At 44.6% G+C, this 20,666-nt stretch carries 16 protein-coding genes; 7 read left to right on the forward strand and 9 right to left on the reverse strand.

Translation table 11 applies throughout. The annotated features are described in order from the left end of the window. The first annotated feature begins 193 nt into the window (after positions 1 to 193). Entirely contained in the window at positions 194 to 805 is a 612-nt protein-coding gene (locus HCZ91_RS13850) for a bile acid:sodium symporter family protein (protein ID WP_218869986.1), read from the forward strand. A 50-nt stretch (positions 806 to 855) separates the two neighbouring features. After that, on the forward strand, positions 856 to 1,170 hold the full coding sequence (locus HCZ91_RS13855; protein WP_218869988.1) for a hypothetical protein: 315 nt from the start codon (positions 856 to 858) through the stop codon (positions 1,168 to 1,170). Between the two features lie 289 nt (positions 1,171 to 1,459). Here the strand turns inward: HCZ91_RS13855 and HCZ91_RS00010 are convergent, their stop codons facing one another. The 4 genes from HCZ91_RS00010 to HCZ91_RS00025 are packed head-to-tail and all read right to left on the reverse strand — an operon-like array spanning position 1,460 to position 5,436. Next, positions 1,460 to 2,263 carry an SDR family oxidoreductase gene (locus HCZ91_RS00010; protein WP_218869990.1) on the reverse strand — a complete coding sequence of 268 codons (804 nt, stop codon included), beginning with the start codon at positions 2,261 to 2,263 and terminating at the stop codon, positions 1,460 to 1,462. A gap of 17 nt (positions 2,264 to 2,280) precedes the next feature. Continuing rightward, positions 2,281 to 3,243 carry an SDR family oxidoreductase gene (locus HCZ91_RS00015; protein WP_179797162.1) on the reverse strand — a complete coding sequence of 321 codons (963 nt, stop codon included), beginning with the start codon at positions 3,241 to 3,243 and terminating at the stop codon, positions 2,281 to 2,283. Next, on the reverse strand, positions 3,236 to 4,123 hold the full coding sequence (locus HCZ91_RS00020; RefSeq protein ID WP_179797164.1) for a bile acid:sodium symporter family protein: 888 nt from the start codon (positions 4,121 to 4,123) through the stop codon (positions 3,236 to 3,238). The genes HCZ91_RS00015 and HCZ91_RS00020 overlap by 8 nt, the downstream gene beginning before the upstream one ends. Further along, positions 4,120 to 5,436: an NAD(P)-binding domain-containing protein gene (locus tag HCZ91_RS00025; protein WP_179797166.1), complete on the reverse strand. Its 1,317-nt coding sequence runs from the start codon at positions 5,434 to 5,436 to the stop codon at positions 4,120 to 4,122. Before HCZ91_RS00025 ends, HCZ91_RS00020 begins: the two co-directional genes overlap by 4 nt. 395 nt (positions 5,437 to 5,831) lie before the next feature. On the opposite strand from HCZ91_RS00025, the gene HCZ91_RS00030 reads away from it, so the two are divergent. Together HCZ91_RS00030 and HCZ91_RS00035 are read left to right on the forward strand one after the other, a co-directional pair. Continuing rightward, complete coding sequence (locus HCZ91_RS00030; protein ID WP_179797168.1) at positions 5,832 to 8,153, forward strand: TonB-dependent receptor; 2,322 nt, start codon at positions 5,832 to 5,834, stop codon at positions 8,151 to 8,153. A 96-nt stretch (positions 8,154 to 8,249) separates the two neighbouring features. Next, positions 8,250 to 10,031: a multidrug ABC transporter permease/ATP-binding protein gene (locus HCZ91_RS00035; protein ID WP_257019919.1), complete on the forward strand. Its 1,782-nt coding sequence runs from the start codon at positions 8,250 to 8,252 to the stop codon at positions 10,029 to 10,031. A gap of 201 nt (positions 10,032 to 10,232) precedes the next feature. Here the strand turns inward: HCZ91_RS00035 and HCZ91_RS00040 are convergent, their stop codons facing one another. Continuing rightward, positions 10,233 to 11,738 carry a PepSY domain-containing protein gene (locus HCZ91_RS00040; protein ID WP_179797170.1) on the reverse strand — a complete coding sequence of 502 codons (1,506 nt, stop codon included), beginning with the start codon at positions 11,736 to 11,738 and terminating at the stop codon, positions 10,233 to 10,235. A 433-nt stretch (positions 11,739 to 12,171) separates the two neighbouring features. Here HCZ91_RS00040 and HCZ91_RS00045 point away from each other — a divergent pair, with 433 nt between their 5' ends. Next, positions 12,172 to 14,352, forward strand: a complete 2,181-nt coding sequence (locus tag HCZ91_RS00045; RefSeq protein ID WP_179797171.1) for a TonB-dependent siderophore receptor — start codon at positions 12,172 to 12,174, stop codon at positions 14,350 to 14,352. A 73-nt stretch (positions 14,353 to 14,425) separates the two neighbouring features. Then, positions 14,426 to 15,172: a siderophore-interacting protein gene (locus tag HCZ91_RS00050; protein ID WP_179797172.1), complete on the forward strand. Its 747-nt coding sequence runs from the start codon at positions 14,426 to 14,428 to the stop codon at positions 15,170 to 15,172. A 68-nt stretch (positions 15,173 to 15,240) separates the two neighbouring features. On the opposite strand, the gene HCZ91_RS00055 is transcribed toward HCZ91_RS00050, so the two are convergent. The 4 genes from HCZ91_RS00055 to hppD all read right to left on the reverse strand — a co-directional run bounded on the left by HCZ91_RS00055 (position 15,241) and on the right by hppD (position 19,432). Beyond that, positions 15,241 to 16,644, reverse strand: coding sequence for a Na+/H+ antiporter NhaC family protein (locus HCZ91_RS00055; RefSeq protein WP_179797173.1), 1,404 nt, complete (start codon positions 16,642 to 16,644; stop codon positions 15,241 to 15,243). Positions 16,645 to 16,747: 103 nt separating this feature from the next. Further along, a complete protein-coding gene (locus tag HCZ91_RS00060; protein ID WP_102092724.1) occupies positions 16,748 to 17,089 on the reverse strand; it encodes a 4a-hydroxytetrahydrobiopterin dehydratase in 342 nt (113 codons plus the stop codon). Positions 17,090 to 17,251: 162 nt separating this feature from the next. Then, positions 17,252 to 18,199, reverse strand: coding sequence for a phenylalanine 4-monooxygenase (gene phhA, locus HCZ91_RS00065; protein WP_179797174.1), 948 nt, complete (start codon positions 18,197 to 18,199; stop codon positions 17,252 to 17,254). A gap of 132 nt (positions 18,200 to 18,331) precedes the next feature. Further along, entirely contained in the window at positions 18,332 to 19,432 is a 1,101-nt protein-coding gene (gene hppD / locus HCZ91_RS00070) for a 4-hydroxyphenylpyruvate dioxygenase (protein WP_179797175.1), read from the reverse strand. Between the two features lie 161 nt (positions 19,433 to 19,593). Between hppD and HCZ91_RS00075 the strand changes: the two genes are divergently transcribed. After that, positions 19,594 to 20,541 (forward strand): LysR family transcriptional regulator, encoded by a 948-nt coding sequence (locus HCZ91_RS00075; RefSeq protein WP_179797176.1) that lies wholly within the window; start codon positions 19,594 to 19,596, stop codon positions 20,539 to 20,541. Positions 20,542 to 20,666: the final 125 nt, after the last annotated feature.

Consider the following 20,666-nt stretch of genomic DNA (forward strand, 5'->3'; position numbering starts at 1 on the left):
TATGTTTGGCATGGTTTCCAGCCAGTTGTGAGTGCATTAGTTATTGTAAAATCCTCTGCCACTTTTGCAAGAGGTCTGTTAAAGTTGTCATAATAGCAACTTATTGTTGGCTAAAAACTGCCCAAACCCATTGGAAATACAGTGGTTTTGAACTTATACTTGACTATTTTCCGGACTTAGAAGGATTTGAGAAATGCAGTTTTTGAGGATGATAAGTCAGCAGTTGAGTCGATTTACGGCATTGGTTATTATTTTAGCGGCCGCAGTGACATTTATAGAGCCTGCGACTTTTTCTTGGGTGACAGGTGATGCCCAAGTCATCGTTCTGGGTGTCATTATGCTCGCAATGGGTATGACACTAGGTAAAGAAGACTATAAGGTGTTGGCCCAGCGCCCGCTTGATATTTTTATCGGTTCAATTATCCAATATACCATTATGCCGATTTTAGCGATTAGCGTGGCCAGATTGTTTGATTTATCACCTGGGTTGACACTGGGTCTAGTATTGGTTGGTACTTGTCCTGGTGGTGTGTCTTCAAACATTATGAGCTACCTTGCCAAAGGTGATGTGGCGTTTTCGGTAGGTATGACCACCGTATCGACCATCATTGCACCGTTAGTGACGCCACTTTGGCTAAATTATTTGGTTGGTCAATCTGTAGAGATGGATGGATGGGGTATGTTCCGCTTTATGCTACTAGTGACATTGTTGCCAGTCGCTATCGGCTCTATGTTAAACATACTATTCCAAAACAAACACTGGTTTAATGATGTACGTGCGGTGATGCCAGGCGTGGCTGTTTAGCTTTCGCCGCTATCGTCGGTGGTGTTGCCGCTGTATTTGGCGATCAGTTCTTGCAGTCAGGGCTAGTCGTTATCTTGGCCATTGCGGTACACAATATCGTCGGCTATATATTGGGTTACTACTCAGGGGCCTTATTTGGTATGAGCAAACCCAAAAAACGCACCATATCTATCGAGGTTGGCGTACAAAATGCAGGTCTGGCCACGGGCTTAAGCACTAAGTTTTTCCCTGGTAATGCAGAGTCCGCCATCGCTGCCGCCGTTGCTTGTATTTGGCATTCTGTTTCTGGCTCTATACTGGCCAATATCTTTGCTTGGTGGGATAAGCGTCAAGAAGCGAAAAATCCTACTGTCAGCGACACCTAAAGAGACCATAGAGCTTGGCAAACCAATCAGAAATCATTAGTACCAATAAAGGTAATACTGAGCTAGGTAATATTGAACTAGTTCATAAAATTAAAACGCTATGAGTTAAAGCGCTATGCTAGATTATTGTTTCTAGCATAGTGTTCTCTAATAATGTACCTCTTAACATAGAGACTTTTAACATAGTGTTTTTTAATATAGCGCTCTCCAGCATAGTATTTTTAGCATAGCACTATCGACAATTTGCATGAACTGCTAGCCTCTCTTCTAGGTTCTCACCTAACGCAGTCTATCGTAACTCATTTCCAAAACGTTTACGCACCTGACGCAAGTATAAAGCTGGCGCAATACGCCACAGTAAACTGCCAAAGCGCGAGAGAGGGTCCGGCAATATCCAACGTTTGCGCCGCTGCAAACCTTGATCGATCTGTTCGGCCATCCACTCAGCACTACGCATATTACCGATCATTGAGCGTGGATGCTTTGCGATACTGCCATCACGGCCGAGCGCGTGGTTCTCGATAGGTGTATCAAGAAAGCTAGGATAGACCATAAGGATATGTATACCCTCAGACTCTAGCTCCAAGCGCAATACTTCAAAGAACTGTGTCAGCGCCCCTTTTGCCGCACAGTATGCAGCCCGTCCAGGAACGGGCATCCAGCCAGCCATTGAGCCGATACAGATAATTTGGCCTTTAGATTCTCTTAGCATCGGTAACGCAGCCATGGTCAGCTCCACTGCTCCTTGCCAATCTACCGCCATAACTTTGCGGAACACCGCAGGATCAGTCTGATGTGCTGGTGATCGATGGGTAATCCCAGCATTATTCACCAATAAATCAAGACGGCCAAAGCGCTCGCTAACTTGCTCAATAAGGGCAGCAATATCATCAATTTGAGTGATATCAGTGACGACTGTCATGACTCTAGCAGAGTCCTCTAACTCACGAGCGCGGGCGATCAGCGCTTGCTCATCTATATCAGCGAGTACTAAGTGATGCCCAGCGGCATACCAGTACCGTGCCATCGCCCAACCAAGTCCTGATGCAGCACCAGTGATTAAAGTAACATTTATTGATGATATTGATGGCATCGATGATTTTCTCCCTATCAAGGTTTACGCAATTCATTGCATTCGATGAAGTACTCGAAGGTTTCGGCAGACGTTTTTGCCAAAGAGTAACCAAATTCTTCTTTGAGCCGCCTATTACTCAGTACTGGTCGATAACGCAAAAAATTAACCTGCTCTGGTCCAGTTGGCTTACCGGCCCACTTTGCCACTTGTAAGCCAGCTTTAACCAAACCCACTGGCAGGGTCAATAGCGGTTTATTAAGTCGGCTTGCGATGTCCTTCATCGTCAGTGCGCCATCGCCTGCCATGTTGTAGATGCCAGTTTTATCCTCGCAAATACCTATTTCCATCGCGCCGATCACGTCTTGATCCCAAATAAACACAAAGGGCGACTCACTGCCTTTGAGCGCAAGTACACGCGGCGCCATAAACAGACTGGTAACTTGATTGTGCGTATCAGCGCCTAGTATGGTGCCAGGTCGAAAGATTAGCTGCTGTAGTTGTGGATGCTGCTCGCGAAAATCTGCAAGCATTTCCTCGACTTGTCTTTTGTGATCCGAGTAGGCAAACTCAGGATTACCGCGTAGTGCATCTTGCTCATCAATCCATTCAGGATTGTCAGCGTGATATCCGTAGGCAGCACCCGAGCTGGTGAGCGTTATATGTGCGACACCTGCTTTGATGCAGCAATCAAGTACGTTGCGCGTACCATTGACATCGATATCATAGTCACGAGCACGATCTTTTGACGCTTGCAAGATAGAAGCGAGATGCACGACATGGGTGATGCCCTCTTCTTTTAGTAACGTTGCCAAACCCTCATCACGCACGTCTAATACGTGGATTGGAAAGTCTAAGTCATCGCGCTTGCGAATATCTGTACCGACGACATGGTAATGATCAGCCAGGCGATTGCCCAACTGATGGCCGATGTAACCTGCGGCACCAGTGATTAATATCCGTTTATTCACTATGCTTTTGTTCGTTACGCTTTTATTCATACGGTATCCGTGCCCAAATTTGTGAAAGTGTCAGTCCTGACACCAAATGCCATACGCCCCAGAACGCCGTGATCAGCATCATGCCGCCTGCCTCTGAAAAAAAAGTAAATAAAATAACCAGTCCTAGCCCTGAGTTTTGTATTCCTACTTCTAAAGTCACCGCGCGCCGATCCGCGACTGGCAACTTAAGCATCAGCCCCATGCCATAACCTAACGAAAGCGCCAAGCAATTATGGCCAACGACCAACCAAAAAAAGCTATGGAAACGCTCTAAAAATAGCGCGAAATTGCTAGAAAAAGCGATTGCCACAAAAGCCATAAGCACAAGCAGCGAGAAAATACGTAGCGGTTTTTGGATACGCACGACCAGATCAGGCGAGCGTCGCCCCGTTACCATCCCTAGTACTAAAGGTAACGCTAGCACTAATAGAACCAGTATCAGAATACTGCTAGGCTCAATCGTTATCTTTGTCAGATACTCACGCGTGTGTGGGTTAAGCCAACCATAAAAAGCAAAATTGACTGGTGTTAATATAGCAGCAGCGAGACTTGATACTGCAGTCATACTGACTGACACCGCGACATTACCGCGTGCCAGCCAAGTCATAATGTTAGAAAAACTGCCACCTGGGCAAGACGCGACCAAAATCATTCCTAGCGCCAACTCGGGATCGACATTCAACGCCCACGTAAACAGACACGTGGCTAGGGGCAATAGAAAGAATTGAGCAAACAGACCTGCTATCGGCGCAATGGGAGACAAAACGACACGCTTAAAATCTTCGAGACGTAAACTCAATGACACGCCAAACATCATCAGCGCCAAGATGAGATTTAGCAGAATCAAGCTCCGTGGCTCAAACGCCACTGCCGCTATCATACCTCTAACGCCAATACAGGCTGCTCTGTTTCAAGCTCGGCAATATGCTTGGACAGCGTTTCTAAGTATTCATCTTTGTTCACGTAATATGCCATACGTGCAAGCTTAATATAATCATAACCACCATCGAGTGTCTTGCCAGCTCGCTTACGTTTCACTTTATTGAACTGTTTAACGGCTGCTGTATTTTTCTGACGCTGCTGAATATATAATGCGACAAGCCGTGCTTGTTGATTTCGACCCTCCCAGCCCAGCCCTGCTGCCTCAACCATACCCATCATAAATAAATTATCATGCTTAGGATGAAAGACATTCATATAAAGCTGCGGCGCGTCATGATTGGCAGGCCAATTGAGCTGCGCGCGCTCAATAAATGGATAATCAAGCAAGTATCCCGTCGCCATAAGAATCAAATCATAATCCTGACTTTCACCATCACTAAAAGTCACCGTATGCCCATCGATGCGGCGAATATCACGGCGCGCTTTAATATCACCATGACCCAAATGATGTAATACCAATGAATTGACCACAGGGTGTGATTCGTACATGCGATAGTTTGGGTTTGGCAATCCATAATCAGAAGGCTTTCCGATAACCATACGAATCATCGCCGCATCCATACGCTGCTTAACTGGACGCGGTAACTTTAGTTTTCCGCCTAGTGTGTCAATCGGCTGACCCTTGATAAATTTGGGCAGAAAGTAATAACCGCGGCGTAGACTGATATCTACCGACTTGGCATGATGTACCGCATCAACGGCAATATCAGCGCCCGAGTTACCACAGCCAACGATCAACACACGTTTGTCATTAAACACTGACGGGCTACGATATTCAGAAGAATGCATCAACGTGCCTGAAAATTCGCCTGGCAAGCTTGGCATATTGGGAGTATGCAAAGTGCCATTTGCGATGAGCACACCATCAAACAGTCGCGACTGCTTTTGACCATTACACTCGCTAACTAAGCGCCAACCATCCTCTTCAGGCACCATGCTGATCACGCGCGTAGAGAATTCATAATGTGATTTTAGATTGAACGTATCTGAAAAGTCGCGGAAGTACTGACGGAGCTGGGTATGATAAGGATACGCCGCGACTGAGTCACTCATAGGAAACTCTTTGAACTCCGTCATACGCTTGGACGAAATCAAATGGGCACTTTCATACATGGTACTGTGCGGATTGTCGATATCCCATAGACCCCCTACATCTGTATGTAGCTCAAAGCCGACAAAAGGAATATTGAGTTTTTGCAAATTTCGGGCTGCAGCGAGCCCCATTGGACCTGCTCCAATTACTGCGTACATAAGCGCCACCTTAAAAATCCATTTCAATTATATAAATCAGTCAATTCCGTTTGACTGCACCTTTGGTGGGCGATACCAGCGTACTCCATGCCCCTGATAAAACAATAGCATACATTGATACGTGAACTGGCTCAAATGAATAAATTGTCCATATAGACTACTTATAATAGGTAAACCCATCCTCTGCTTTATACTTCTTTTTTACTTATCCTAAAAAACCTACTCTTCACCAGATGTAAAAGCACTGCCCTATTTATAAAGGATGCTATTAGCACCTTATCAAGCAACAGCCCTACTTTACCCAACCTAGTATATTTAAAATTGACTCAGTAATTCATTGTAATAGAAATGATTATCATTATAATAAGCATTTAACTTACATGCTGGAAATATTCATGCAACTATCTCGCTTATCTGCTGCGTTATTTAATCTTTCGAATGTATCTGGTTCTTCTCTACGATTAGCATCTATACCCTCGCGATTGGTATCGACGAAATCACCCTCTCTAAAAACACTATACTCAACCTGTCTATCTACTTCTGTCATCGTATTAGCAACGAGTCAATCAGCATGGGCACAGGCAGATGATGTAGATGCTCAAACCACTCCTAACGTGGTACTTGATACCATCGTAGTCACCAGTAGTGCTGATGCGTCAGCAGATGGACTACCAAGCGCCTATGAAGGTGGCCAAGTTGCGACCGGCAGCCGCGTCGGAATCTTGGGTAACCAAGACATCATGGATACGCCGTTCTCTACCACCTCATACACCAATGAATATATCGCCAATCAGCAAGCGCAAAGTGTAGGCGATCTACTCAAAAAGGATCCTACTGTTCGTGTAGCAAGAGGTTTTGGTAACTTTCAAGAAGCCTATTTCATGCGTGGCTTTATCACCACATCAGATGACACCATGTACAATGGTCTATACGGCATACTACCTAGACAATATATCGCAACTGAATTGTTCGAGCGCGTCGAGGTTCAGCGCGGTGCCTCAGCAATGTTGAATGGTGCGGCACCGAGTGGCGGTAACGCAGGTGGTACAATCAATTTGCTACCGAAACGTGCTGGTAATGAGCCACTACGTGAAGTGACGCTTGGTTATGGTCAAGGTGACCAAGGCAAAGTCGCAGTAGATGTTAGTGATCGCTTCGGTGCTGATGACGCTATTGGGGTTCGCTTTAATGCTGCTTATCAAGATGGAGACAGCGCAATAGATGATGAGTCTTCGACCTTGGGTCTGGCGGCGCTCGGTTTGGATTATAGAGCGGATCAGTATCGCCTATCGGCCGATTTGGGCTGGCAAGACAATAAGCTGTCAGAGACTCGTCCTAGTGTCAATCTTGGTGGGGTGTCTAGTGTACCAAAAGCACCAGACGGCTCAAAAAATTGGGCGCAACCTTGGACCTACTCCGATGAAGAGGATGTCTTTGGTACCATTCGAGGAGAATATGATTTTACTGATAACATTACCGCTTATGGTGCTTACGGTGTGCGAAGTGGCGAGGAAGAAAACTCACTAGCCACGTTAACTGTCAACAACGTTGATGGTGCGGGCACGATTTATCGCTTTGATAATTCCAGAAAAGATTTAGTACAAAGTGCCGAGCTCGGTCTGCGTGGTAAATGGCAAACGGGTGAAGTGGCTCATAATTGGGTACTAGCAGCTGATCTCTATGACCAAGAAGAAAAAGGTGCATTCGCGTATGATTTTGGTAATCAACCCGCGACCAATTTGTACCACCCTACCGACTACGCTGAGGTCCCTTTTACAAGCACAGCAATCTTCGGTGGTAACTTAGACGATCCAAAACTAACCAACAAAAAGCAGTTTCAAAGCTTTGCGTTAGCAGACACCATATCACTGTTCGACGATAAGCTAAAAACTACGGTAGGCGTGCGTCATCAGAACTTAAAAACAACCAGCTATGACTATAATACCCAAGCCAAAACAGCTAGCTATGATGAAAGCGCATGGACACCAAGCGTCGGTATCATTTATCAGCCAACGATGGACTGGTCTGTATATGGTAATTATATCGAAAGTCTAGCACCAGGAAAAAGAGCGCCTCTAACTAACGATAATGACGCTGTCACTAATGGTGGTCAAAATCTAGATCCGTACGTGAGTGAGCAAACTGAACTGGGTGTGAAATACGACAATGGTATGATTGGCAGTAGTCTCGCTGTCTTCCGAACTGATGAACCGCGTGCTTATATCAACAACTCAAATACGTTTACTGATGCTGGAGAAAATCGTCATCAAGGTGTGGAGTTGACTGTCTTTGGTAGCCCAAGTGAAAACATGCGCCTTAATGCGGGTGTTACTTACTTAAGTGCTAAGCAAAAAGACACTGGTGATAGTGCATTAGATGGCAATCGAGTGATTGGTGTGCCTACCTTACAGAGCAATGTCAACCTAGAGTATGATTTAGCCGCCGTTGAAGGACTGACATTGACGGGCGATATTATCCACACAGGCTCTCGTTATTCGGATAATGCCAATACCTTAAAGGTTGATGGTTATACTACCTTAGACCTTGGTGCACGCTATCGCACTATGTTGGCAGGACAAGACGTTACTCTAAAAGGCATGGTAACCAATGTCACAGGTGAAGACTACTGGCAGTCAGTAGGCGGTTATTCAGATGCAGGCTATCTAAATGCAGGTGAACCAACGGCCTTAAAAGTATCGGCAACGTTCGATTTTTAAGCTTTATTAGTAGGCTTTCTTAGGTTTTATAAAAGGGATTAGGCGCGACCTACTCCCTTTTCTGCTATCAAAAATTTATTTTATTACTGAGTTACTATGTCTTCTCGTACCACAGCGTCTTCTCATACCACAGCGTCCTCTCGTACGACCGCTTCTTTATATCATATGATTTGGGCGAATTATCGTCTGCCTTTTCTCAAAGTCATTTTGCTAAATTTGGTCAATGCCGCTGTCAGCGTCGGTATAATTGCCTATATCAATCACACCTTTATTAGTCAGCCAGTATTTGACACTTTATCTTGGCTCAGCTTGGGGCAGTTCTCCCTGCTGGTACTATTACTGCTAGTGACGACGTTTTTGTCGCAATATGCATTGACGCGATTGGGGCATCGATTTGTCTATGAGCTTAGAACCAAATTGGTCAAACAAATCATCGATACCACCGTGCCTCAGATAGATCATTTGGGTAGTGCACGCTTACTTGCCAGCTTATCCTCAGACATTCAATCGATTACTGTTGCTTTTGTCCGTATGCCGGAGCTGGTACAAGGTATTATTTTGTCTGTTGGCGTTGGGCTATATCTGGGCTGGTTGTCATTGCCATTATTGTTCATTGTCATGTTTTGGATTGTGATGACGATTTGGATAAGTACCATATTGGTCAAGCATGTCTATACGCATTTAACCGAATTGAGAGAGATTAATGACGCGTTATATCAGGATTATCAATCGATAATAGAAGGTCGCAAAGAGCTAGCACTTAACCAACACCGAGCAGAAAAACTATATACAGATGACTTCTTGGCTCATGCCAAATCGTACGAGAAGACCGTAACCAAGTCTGATACTTTTCATTTATCAGCGGTGAACTGGTCCAATATTATGATGTTCGCATCGATTGGTATCGTGTTTGCAGTAGCTAATTATCTTGATATACCGATGGGAGTTGCCACTACTTTTTCTTTGACGATTTTGTTTATGCAGTCGCCGCTCCTACATGCGGTTGGTGCTTACCCAACATTGCAGACCGCCCAAGTTGCGCTAGAAAAGATACAGTCTTTAGAATTGGCCGAGCATCAGCCAAGCTTTGCAACAGACACAGTTGCACAGGACTGGCAGTCCATAACTCTGAATAATATCAATTATCGCTATGTAGGCAGTAGTAGTCATGCAACAGACACAGCAGTTAATGATAATGCTCAAAATAGCGATAACAGTGCTAACAACCAAAACCCTGCCAATAATATCTTAAAGTCCGTCAATTTAACCTTGCAACGAGGTGACGTGGTTTTCTTAATCGGTGCGAATGGTAGCGGTAAATCTACCCTTGCCAAAATCATTACTGGTATCTTTACTCCTACCACAGGAACGGTACAAGTCGATGGACAATGCGTCGACTCAGAGAACAATGCCGATTTTAGACAGGTGTTTTCTGCAATTTTTAGCGACCAGCATCTATTTAAGCAGCTGATTGGAGATCAAGGCAATGAGCCTGATACGGTTCTAGTGTCTGACTGGCTGCATAAGCTCAATCTACAAGAAAAAGTAAGTGTGTCTGACCATAAACTCTCTACAGATAAGTTGTCGCAAGGTCAGCGCAAACGCTTGGCTATGCTAATCGCCGTCGCCGAACAAAAGGACATCTTACTGCTCGATGAGTGGGCAGCCGACCAAGACCCTGCTTTTCGCCGCGTGTTTTACCAAACGCTCATCCCTGAGCTAAAAGCCATGGGTAAGACACTGTTTATCATCAGTCATGATGACGGTTATTTTGAGCATGCTGATCGATTATTACTGATGAAAGAAGGCCGTCTCATTGAGCTAAATGCCGAAGAGCGACAGCGTGCCAGTAAAGATGCCATTGCTATGCTCAAGTAAGCAATGCTTTAACTACTAGCATGGACCGAGCTATTTCAATCCCATAAAACGTTTGATCAACTTTAAGCTAAGTAGCAGTTAATCTGAGCATTTTTCGAAATAATCCATTCTTAAAATCAGCAATTTTTAAGCAAAAAAAGGAGCGCCTTACTATAAGGCGCTCTTTTACTATATCGAGAACAACGATATCTTACCGTTCGCTTATTTTAACCATTTCTGCAAAAACCCAACTCGAGAAATCACCAAAAAGTCTAATAGCGCGATAGCTATAATCGCGATAATAGCAGTCGGGAATATGATGGCCACAATTAATAAAGGAATAGCAAGCGGCCACCAGACGGAAACATTTAAGCCGCGAGCTGGTGGGTTTAATCCCGCGCTATCACTCGCCTGACGAGGGCGACGCTGCCACCACATGATATAGCCACTGACACAAATAGTGATTACTGCTAGGCAAAATAGTACATTAGCCAGTACGCTCCACCATCCGAGCGTGCCCATATGCAGCGCGATACCAGCCGCCATAAACTTACCAAACGCATTATAATCGTCAAAATGAATATCAGCTAAGACATTACCCGAATAACGGTCGATATGTACCGTACGATCTGCTATCGGACTTTTCATATCATAGCTCATTGAATCTTGGCTAATGGTCCAGACGCCTGTACTACCTTGTGGTAGGTTCAATTGATAACGCCCTACAAAACCGATTTCACGAGCGTAGCGATCCACTGTATCAATCATAATCGGGATATTAGCAGCGATACCATCTTTACCCATGGTCGTGCCTGACACAGGCATCGGCGTCAGCTCAAGCACCCAAGGAACTTCTTTGGTGTCGCTTGAGTTTAGAGCACTGCCATGCGTGGGTGCTTCAGTATGCGCTTCAGACGCTGCCGCACCATGTACATGCGGCGCTGGTGTAGACTCTTGCATGGCAGCATGTTGACTGTGGTCAATCGATACGGGGACAGGTGCAACGCCCCACTTACCCGCAGGGAACTGGCTCCATGCTTGCACCACTCTCTCACCCCACACACCTGCCCATGCCATACCTGATATACAGAAAAACAGTAGCAGCACAGATATCCAACTACCCAATGTCGCATGAATCGTACGGATAAAAGAGCGTTTTTTCTTATGGCTTACCCTCTCGTTAGGTATCAACATCGCTTTGACTGATTTACGTTTTTGCCACCACAGATACCAACCAGACAAAATCATTAAAATGGTCAGTGATGCCGCCGTTTCTAACAAATAATCACCAACTTTACCAATCAGCAAATCACTGTGAATATCATTGAACGTACTATAAAGACCACTACTGGTAGGCACACTTTGGACGATATCGGCTGTATAGGGGTTGACTGCCACCATATTGTTTTGGTCGTCTGATTTTATCTGAAATAAAGCCACCGTATCGGTATCACGAGGGGCGATATATTTAACCAGTGTGCTATCAGACAAGGTGCTCAGCGCGTTCTTTGCTTGAGTAGAGACAGGTGCTTGAACCGTAGACTCTGGCACGATAACCGTTAAGCGGTCGTTATCACGTCCTACTGTGTTGGACATAAACAGCATACCGAGCGCCGTTATCGCTAAGACAATTAAAAAGGGAGCAACAAAAATGCCTGCATAAAAATGCCAACGCCACACTGTGAAATAGCGTTGGTTGTTGGTGGATTGGTTGGAGGGTTTGTCCATAAATGTGACCTTAAACAATCTTTGGTTGCTCAATGAACAACGTAAACCTATCGATAATAGTGATGTATCTGCTTGCAAGGCCAATCTTAAAAAGTCTCGCAAAGAACTAGGATGACGCCGTATGATGACTGCAATACAGCGATGTAAAAACTCTACTGTAAATAATTGTATTTAGAATGCTGCTGCATAATACGAGAAAATTCTGACAAAAACCATCGTTTAAAATACATCGTTCAAAACAGTAAGTCTGCATGGCTCTATTCGCAATACTCTGTCTTTAGCCTCTTGATAATAGTGCAAATACTTCTCAAAACTGTCTCGTTGTAATTTTTTAATGATAATAATTATCATTAGTGTTATTATTAGCGTCGTCATAAATTTGCTTTAACTGTCATAAATAATATTTAATCATTTTAGTCCAAGAGGAAATCTGATGCGGTCTCATCTAACCACTAACGTCATTCGCAAAAAATATCTCACCACAGCAGTACAAATTGGCCTGATCATGGGTATGAGTCACGCCGCTTACGCTTTAGAGACGACAGACAATACTGAAAACGATGAGGCTGCTACACCATCAGCCACCTTAGATGCTATTACCGTCTACTCAGATGGCTATCGTAGTACTGGCACCAAAACTGCATTGGACCCAAACGATGCGCCAATGAGCTATACCAAAATCGATCAAGAACTATTACAAAAGCGTCAGGCAGATAGTATCAATGCTGCATTACGTTATGAACCAGGCGTAAGCGCTGAGAGCCGCGGTACAGTCTCTATCTTTGACGAATACAACATTCGCGGATTTAAGACCTATTCAAACTTTTATGACGGTCTAAGATTGCCTTATGATGGTACATATAACCTGATGCCCCAAGTAGATATCTATGCAACTGAAGCGGTCGAGGTAGTGAAAGGTTCAGCATCTTCGTTGTATGGCTATGCAGCACCCGGCGGTATGGTGAACCAAATAGCCAAAGCTCCTAAGAGTACTCAAGAGAACGAAGTGCAGCTACGACTCGGCAATCAAAATCTAAAAGAAGTGGCCGTCGATAGTACAGGGCCTATCACGGACACATTGAACTATCGCTTAGTCGCGCTAAAACGCCAAAAAGACGGTCAAATGCAAACCACAGAAGAAGAGCGATTGCTGATTAATCCATCCCTTGAATGGCAGGCGACGGATGATGTCTCAGTACTTGCTAATCTGTTTTATCAAGACGATCCAGAGATGGTACCTTCTACCCCATTGCCTGCTGTTGGCACCGTCTACAATGCCAGCTATGGCAAATTGGGTAGCGATGCTTATGCAGGTGATGAATGGAATAAATTTAGCAAAGAAGTATTCATGCCAAGCGTCACCGTAAACTGGGATATCAATGATAAGTTAACGTTTAAACATATCACGCGCTATACCGATGCCGAAGCGCAGCAACGTAATATTTATAATTCAAAAGGTTATGTTCCCGGTAGTGACACGATACTAAACCGTATAGCTTACACAACAGATGAAAGCATGAAAAACTGGACCACAGACAACCAGCTTGCCTATAAATTCAATACAGCTAACACCTCACACAATCTACTGTTCGGTATTGAGTATCAAGAGACAGATAGCACTGCTGATTACTATAACGCTGGCGCAGATGGCACACCAAACCTTGATTTATCGAATCCAGATTTCTCACAAATCAATACTGACACTTTACCATTAGATAATTTTAATCGATACGATGATATCGAACAAAGCCAGCTTGGACTCTATGTGCAAGATGAAATGACGTGGCAAGACTGGACAGTGGTGGCAGGCTTACGACATGATAAATTCAAAAGTATCCTTGATCGAACCGATACATCGAAAGGTGAAATCCCTAGCGAAGAAATGATCGACAATGATGCGTCAGAAACCAGTGGACGTCTTGCTGCTATTTATAACTTTGATAATGGTCTATCACCGTTTATGAGCTACTCGCAGTCATTCCAGCCAGTAGTCGGTAGTAACTTTATTACTGATGAGCCGTTTGAGCCAACCACTGCCGATCAGCTAGAGGCCGGGGTGAAGTACTTGTCAAAAGATCGTGCCACTCAAGGAACAATTGCTGTATTTGACATCACACAAAAAAATGTCGTGGTTTCAGACTACGTCAACTATAGAAACCAAACCCAAACCGGTGAAATTGCATCTAAAGGCTTTGAGATATCAGGTAGCCGTATGCTCAATGACTGGGTAGATCTCGCGGCAAGCTATAGCTACACCGATGCTGAGATCACAGAAGAAGAGATTAACCCTGAAGTGGTCGGCAACACCCCTGCCCAAGTAGCCAAGCATAAAGCCACGCTATGGGCGGACTACTATGCTACGGACAAACTCACTCTCAATGCTGGTGTTCGTTATGAAGATGGTATGCAGATCGATAGACAAAATACAGATGAGCTACCAAGCGTAACGTTGGTCGATATTGGCGGTAATTATCAGATCAACCCAATGCTCGCTGTCGGCGCGAGTATCAACAATCTGTTTGACAAAACCTATGTCGGTGCTTGTTACGACATCAATAACTGCTGGATGGGACCTGAACGTCAAATGTCAGTCAGCCTAAAAGCCAATTTTTAATAAAATTTACAAGCAGCGGGTTGGTGCTATTAGTAAGCCAACCCCTAACCCGCTGTTAGAAGGAAAGCACAATATGGCAAAACCTACTCCAAGAGTACTAGAAGTTATTGGCACTAGATACATTACGCCAAATATGTGCCGTGTCACGCTTGGCGGTGCTGGCATGGTTGATTTCCCTATCGATCAAGAAAGTGCTTATATCAAACTGATATTCCCTCAAGATGCAGGTAGCCGCCCACTGATGCGTACTTATACGGTGAGCGTGCAACGTGAAGACGCAATAGATATTGATTTTGCTTTACATGAGACGGAAGGACCTGCATCGGCATGGGCACGAAATACGCAAGTCGGTGATCAGATTCTAATAGGTGGTCCAGGGCCAAAAAAACTCATTAATAATGAAGCAGATTGGTTTTTATTAGTCGGCGATATGACCGCTCTACCAGCGATTACGGTCAATTTGGCACAATTGCCTGCCGATGCTCGTGGTTACGCAGTACTTGAAGTGACGACTGAAGCAGATCGTCAGACGCTCAAAAAACCAGAGAACGTCGAGATAAATTGGGTGATTAACGCGCATCCAAATGCAGACGATAGCCCTTTACTGGACTGTGTTAAATCATTGAACTGGCTTGATGGTCAACCTGCTGTTTGGGCAGCTTGTGAGTTCCATAGTATGCGTGCACTGCGCCAGTACTTCAAAGTTGAGTGCGCAATACCAAAGACGCATTTATATGTTTCTAGCTACTGGAAAGTCGATAGCACAGAGGATCAGCATAAAATCGTCAAAAGTCAGGATGCGCAAACGGAAGATCAGTAGTTACGTATTTCGAAACAAAAAAGGAGGGGCTAATATTAGCCCCACCTTTTTTTATCAATCATCACTTATCATGCTTCAACCACCTTCCCCTCTTTAACCCGACTAATCGTCACCCCAGTAAACCCGAATAGCAGCGTCAGCAGCAGTGACAAATAACAGAAGAATGCATAAGGCAGATAGTCTAATACCGGCACCCCTAGCGCCTGACTGATAAATACTCCGCACACACTCCACGGCACCAGTGGATTGATCACCGTTCCTGCATCCTCAATCGTCCGCGACAGATTCTTCGGATGTAGATGTAAGCGCTCAAATGTCGAACGAAAGGCCGTACCAGACAATAAGATGCTCAAGTACTGCTCACCAATCAGCACGTTAATGCTCAATGCCGACATCGCTGCCGCAAAGATAGCTCGGCCTGATGTCGTCAATGTATCTTTAATACCAGATAGCAGTGCAGGCAAAATCCCTAGTGCCGTTAATAGACCACCTAAGCTTAATGCCAGTATCACAATCGCCTGAGTAAAGAACATACTCTGTACACCGCCACGCGACAGCATACCACCTACCTCACCCAGCTCTAATGACTCAGCAGGAGCATACCCTGCAAACAGATACCCACCCAATTGTCCAAAGCTTGGTGAGCTGTGTACGTAAGTAATAATAAGTGCCGCGGCAATGGTACAAATAATCGTATAAATCGCATTGACCCGAAACAGTGCCAATCCGACTAATACGACAAAGGGTAATACTGAATACCCATGTACCAGACCACTGTCTATCAGCTGACCTTGCAATATGGTCACTTGACTCAGATCAGCACTAGTCGTCTGCCCTGAGAACATCCAAAATAAGACGACTGTCAGTATCCATGCAGGCACTGTCGTATACATCATATTGCGAATATGCTCAAACAGATCGATACCCACTACAGAGGAAGCAATAGTACAGGTATCAGATAATGGCGACATCTTATCGCCAAAGAACGCACCTGATACCACTGCCCCCGCTGCTATCGCCACATTGGCATCAAACGCATTACTCATCCCGATAAACGCAACACCCAAAGTCGCAGCTGTAGTTAGACTACTACCCAAAGCAATACCAATAATAGAGGTCAAGATAAAGGCAGAAATGTAATAGTACTCAGGTGAGATCAGCTGAAAGCCTACATACATAAGCGTTGGAATCGCACCCGACATCATCAAAGCCGCAACCATCAGTCCGATAAAGAAGAACAAATAGATGGCACCAATACCGCGCATGACGCCTGATGCCATTTGTGCTTGCATGTCATCAAAGCTGAGACCTTTAAAGATACCGATAGCCAGTAGCACACAGATGGCGAGTATCAATGACAGATGAGGCACCCAGCCAAAGCCGATCATGGTGATACCCATGATACCGATAACGATGGCGGATATGATAAAGGCGAGCTTGGCACTGATTAAGGTGAGAGGTTTTGGTGGCATGACACATCCTTAAAATGCCAGTAAATACTGGCACTAAATTGGGTTTGATTTTAATTTTAATGGTAGAAGTACGATTAAAGTGACTTGCTAGTGAAGCAACTTATTACTTGCCTAGTAAGTCATCGGTCTTAGCTGCCATGACAAAATCATTACGATGCAAACCCTTGATACTATGCGACCACCAAGTGACCGTAGCCTTACCCCACTCTACCAATATACCCGGATGATGCCCTTCTGCTTCAGCGATTTCTGCCAGTTGATTGGCAAATGCCATTGCTGAGACGAAGTTTTTAAATTTGTACTGACGCTGCAATTGCTGAATACCATCCACCTCAATTAGTGACCAATCAGGAATTTGCGGTAATAATTCTTTTGCTTCGGCTTCATCGACTTTCGGTGCGCCAATGCGGCAAGCTTCGCAGCTGTTTTGTGATAACGCTGTCATAATAAAATCCTTTTATAGTGGCTGTTTTCGATGTCAGTTTTTAATGGTTGTTTTGATAGCTAGTTTCTAATACTCGTACGTTCATGTTGATATAGCTTTGCTGCTATCTCAATATTCCGCACTGAAGTGTTGGTTTTCATGTTTAATTTTGAATTGAGGTTTTTAACGAGTTTTTTCTGGATAGGTCGGCTCAAATAGTCCAAGCGACATAGCTTTTTTGACCATACCCATAATGTCACTATTGACGATATCAAATAAGGTATCTAATTCATCGATGACATAGTAGATCGGCTGTATCTGATCGATACGATAAGGCGTCCGCAACACATCGAGCAAATCAAACGCTCGGTGCTCAGGTTGAGACTGAGGTTGAGATTGCGGCTTATTTTGAGCGATTGAAAGCTCTTGCGGCGTCCGATCAAGTGCGTAGACCGTTTCAGAAGGTGAGCTTAATATACCGCCGCCATAGATTCTACGATTTTCCACGCGACTGCCGACCAAGCCAAACTCAATGGTAAACCAATACAGTCGTGCTAAAAACCAACGCTCCTCTTTTGTTGCGCTAAGACCAAGCTTACCATACGTCTCATTAAAGGCTGCAAACGCAGGATGAGTCAATAGCGGACAATGCCCAACGATTTCATGAAAGATATCAGGCTCTTCAATATAGTCCATGTCATCAAATCGACGAATAAACGTCGCCACAGGAAAGGACTTATTGGCCAGTAGTTTAAAGAATTTACCAAAGCTAATTAATGCAGGCACAGCAGCAGTTTGCCAACCTGTGGTCGCTTGCAATACCTCATCGATATCATGCAACTGCGGGATATGCGTCGTCGGTAAGTTTAACTTAGTCAAACCCTCTAGATGTGCAGTACACGCACGATTGGGCGTTTGTTCCGCTTGACGTGCCAGCAGCGCTTGCCACATCGCTTGCTCATCATCACTATAGTGAATATGACCATTACTATCTGGCTGGTGTGAGATATACGGCTGTTTTTTATTTGTCGCGTTAGAATGACTGGACGCATCGTTGCTTTGCTTACTAGTAGCAACGCTATTGGTACCGATGGCAGTATTAAGAGAATCTATCTGTGATAGGCGTTCCATGCCTGTATTCCTTTTATCGCAATGAGAGCATTACCTTTGCAATCGTGCTTGTAGGTAATACTCCTATTAAGGACAACACAAACTCCTTTTGTCTTGTCCATTGATTAAATGTGGTCTAAGCGTTAGATAATATTATAGGGTTTCAGTCTCTGGCTGACCGACTGTGCCGCGACGTACTTGGTCGCGCTCTATCGATTCAAACAACGCTTTAAAGTTACCTTCACCAAAGCCATCGGCATAATCACCTTTACGCTGAATGAACTCAAAGAATACTGGGCTACCCAAAATAGTTTCAGAAAAAATCTGTAGTAGCAGACGCGGTGCACCGCCTTCTGTCGTACCGTCTAACAAGATACCGCGCGTTTGCAAGTCAGCGACATTTTCACCATGGTTCGGTAAGCGCTCGCTCAGCATTTCATAGTAAGCAGCATTTGGTGCGGTCATAAGCGGAATACCAGCCGCTTTTAGCTTATCGATACTGGCAAACAAGTCATCACTGGATAGCGCAATGTGCTGAATACCTTCGCCATTGAAATGCATTAGGTACTCTTCGATTTGACCACCGCCCTGTTTGGCTTCTTCATTCAGTGGAATACGGATTTTTCCATCGGGTGCGGTCATGGCTTTACTGGTTAGTCCTGTGTACTCACCTTTGATATCAAAGTAGCGAATCTCGCGGAAATTAAAGATACGCTCATAGAATTTTGCCCAGTACGCCATGCGTCCACGATAGACGTTATGCGTTAAATGGTCGATAACTTTGAAGCCATAGCCGACAGGGTTTCTGTCGATATCTGCAAAGAACTCAAAGTCGACGTCATAGATAGATTCGCCATCTTTATAGCGGTCAATCAAATAGATTAGTGAGCCGCCGATACCTTTGATAGCTGGCAATCTAAGCTCCATCACCCCAGTTGGCACGTCTACTGGCTGCGCGCCCATTTCAACCGCACGCTCATACGCTTTTTTGGCATCTTTTACCCGAAAGCCCATGCTACAAGCACCAGCGCCGTGCTCTTCAACGAAGTAGCTGGCTTGGCTTTTTGGTTCGCGGTTTAGGATAAGGTTGATATCACCTTGGCGGTATAGCGCAACGTCTTTCGAGCGATGATTGGCGACATGGGCAAAACCAAGCTGCTTAAACAATGCGTCGACTGCATCAGGCTGCGGAGAAGCAAACTCTACAAAATCAAATCCATTTAGTCCCATTGGGTTGTCAAATAAATCTGCCATTGTAATTATCCTTAATTTCAATTGGTGGTAAAAAATCGATTATTAGTAAAAGTCTATAAAACGATTAGTAATCAATCTTTATTGTTGACGTTTTATTTATATTAGATTAGCTTTATTTATAAGACTAATTGTTTTTTATGATTTATTTATCAGGTTTACTTATGAATATCAGCATTCGCCAATTGACCGCATTTATCAAAGTCGCTGACAATGGCAGCTTTACTCGTGCGAGCGAACAGATGTATCTGACCCAATCTGCCGTTAGTGGATTGATTAAGGAATTAGAGACTGGCCTCGGTATCGTGCTGTTTGATCGCACCACTCGCCAGTTGTCTCTGTCAGCAGTAGGACAGCATCTACTACCGCAAGCGCGGCGCATCTTGAATGAGATGCAGCTGTTTGAAAATGAAGCAAGTAGTTTGACCAGCTTGGCCCAAGGTCAGGTGCGCTTGGCTGTATCACAGTTTGCAGCATCATCCCTACCTGCCGTCATCGCCCAATTTGCCAAAGAATATCCAAATATCGGCGTCTCGCTATTGGACTGTTCAGCCGAGAATTTGCTTAAGCATATCCAAGATATCGAAGTCGATTTAGGCGTTGGTACTGAGCTTGGTTTTATAGAAACTGAAGATGATATCGGGGCTGACTTGTTGTATCAGCTACCATTTTGTGTGGTTATGCCAGACAATCATGCACTGGCACAAAGAGACGAAATCACTTGGCAAGATTTATTAGAAACGCCGCTGATTACCTTACAAGGCCCGTTCCTAGATCAAGTAACCGCAGAGCTCGACGACTCTATCTCCGTTCACGTTCAACAAGCTCGATACAAGGTGAACTTTATGTCCACCGCGCTTGAGATGACACGCCAAGGCTTTGGTATCACGCTGTGTCTGCCTTATATGCCTGAAGTTATTGATTGGGTCAGCGCCAATAGTCTGCTGATGCGACCACTCACTCAACCAGTCAAAATGCGGCAATTCTTTATCTATCAACGTGCTTCACGGGCGCTCTCTCCGGCGACCATTGCTTTTAAGCAGTTCTTGCAAACGTATTTTGCGACCCATTATAACGACCTACATCACTCTGACTCATCGTCTAGCGAATGACGTATAGCCCCTCAAATGCCTTTGATAAGCAGATAAATAACTTATTTGGGTATTTATTTTACTAATTGCACCAGATAACCCACTCTCATGTTGAGTTAATCATCAATTTGCTCTATGATTTTCGG

Origin of the sequence: Psychrobacter sp. BI730 (assembly GCF_013414195.1) — a bacterium.
Taxonomy (GTDB): Bacteria; Pseudomonadota; Gammaproteobacteria; order Pseudomonadales; family Moraxellaceae; genus Psychrobacter.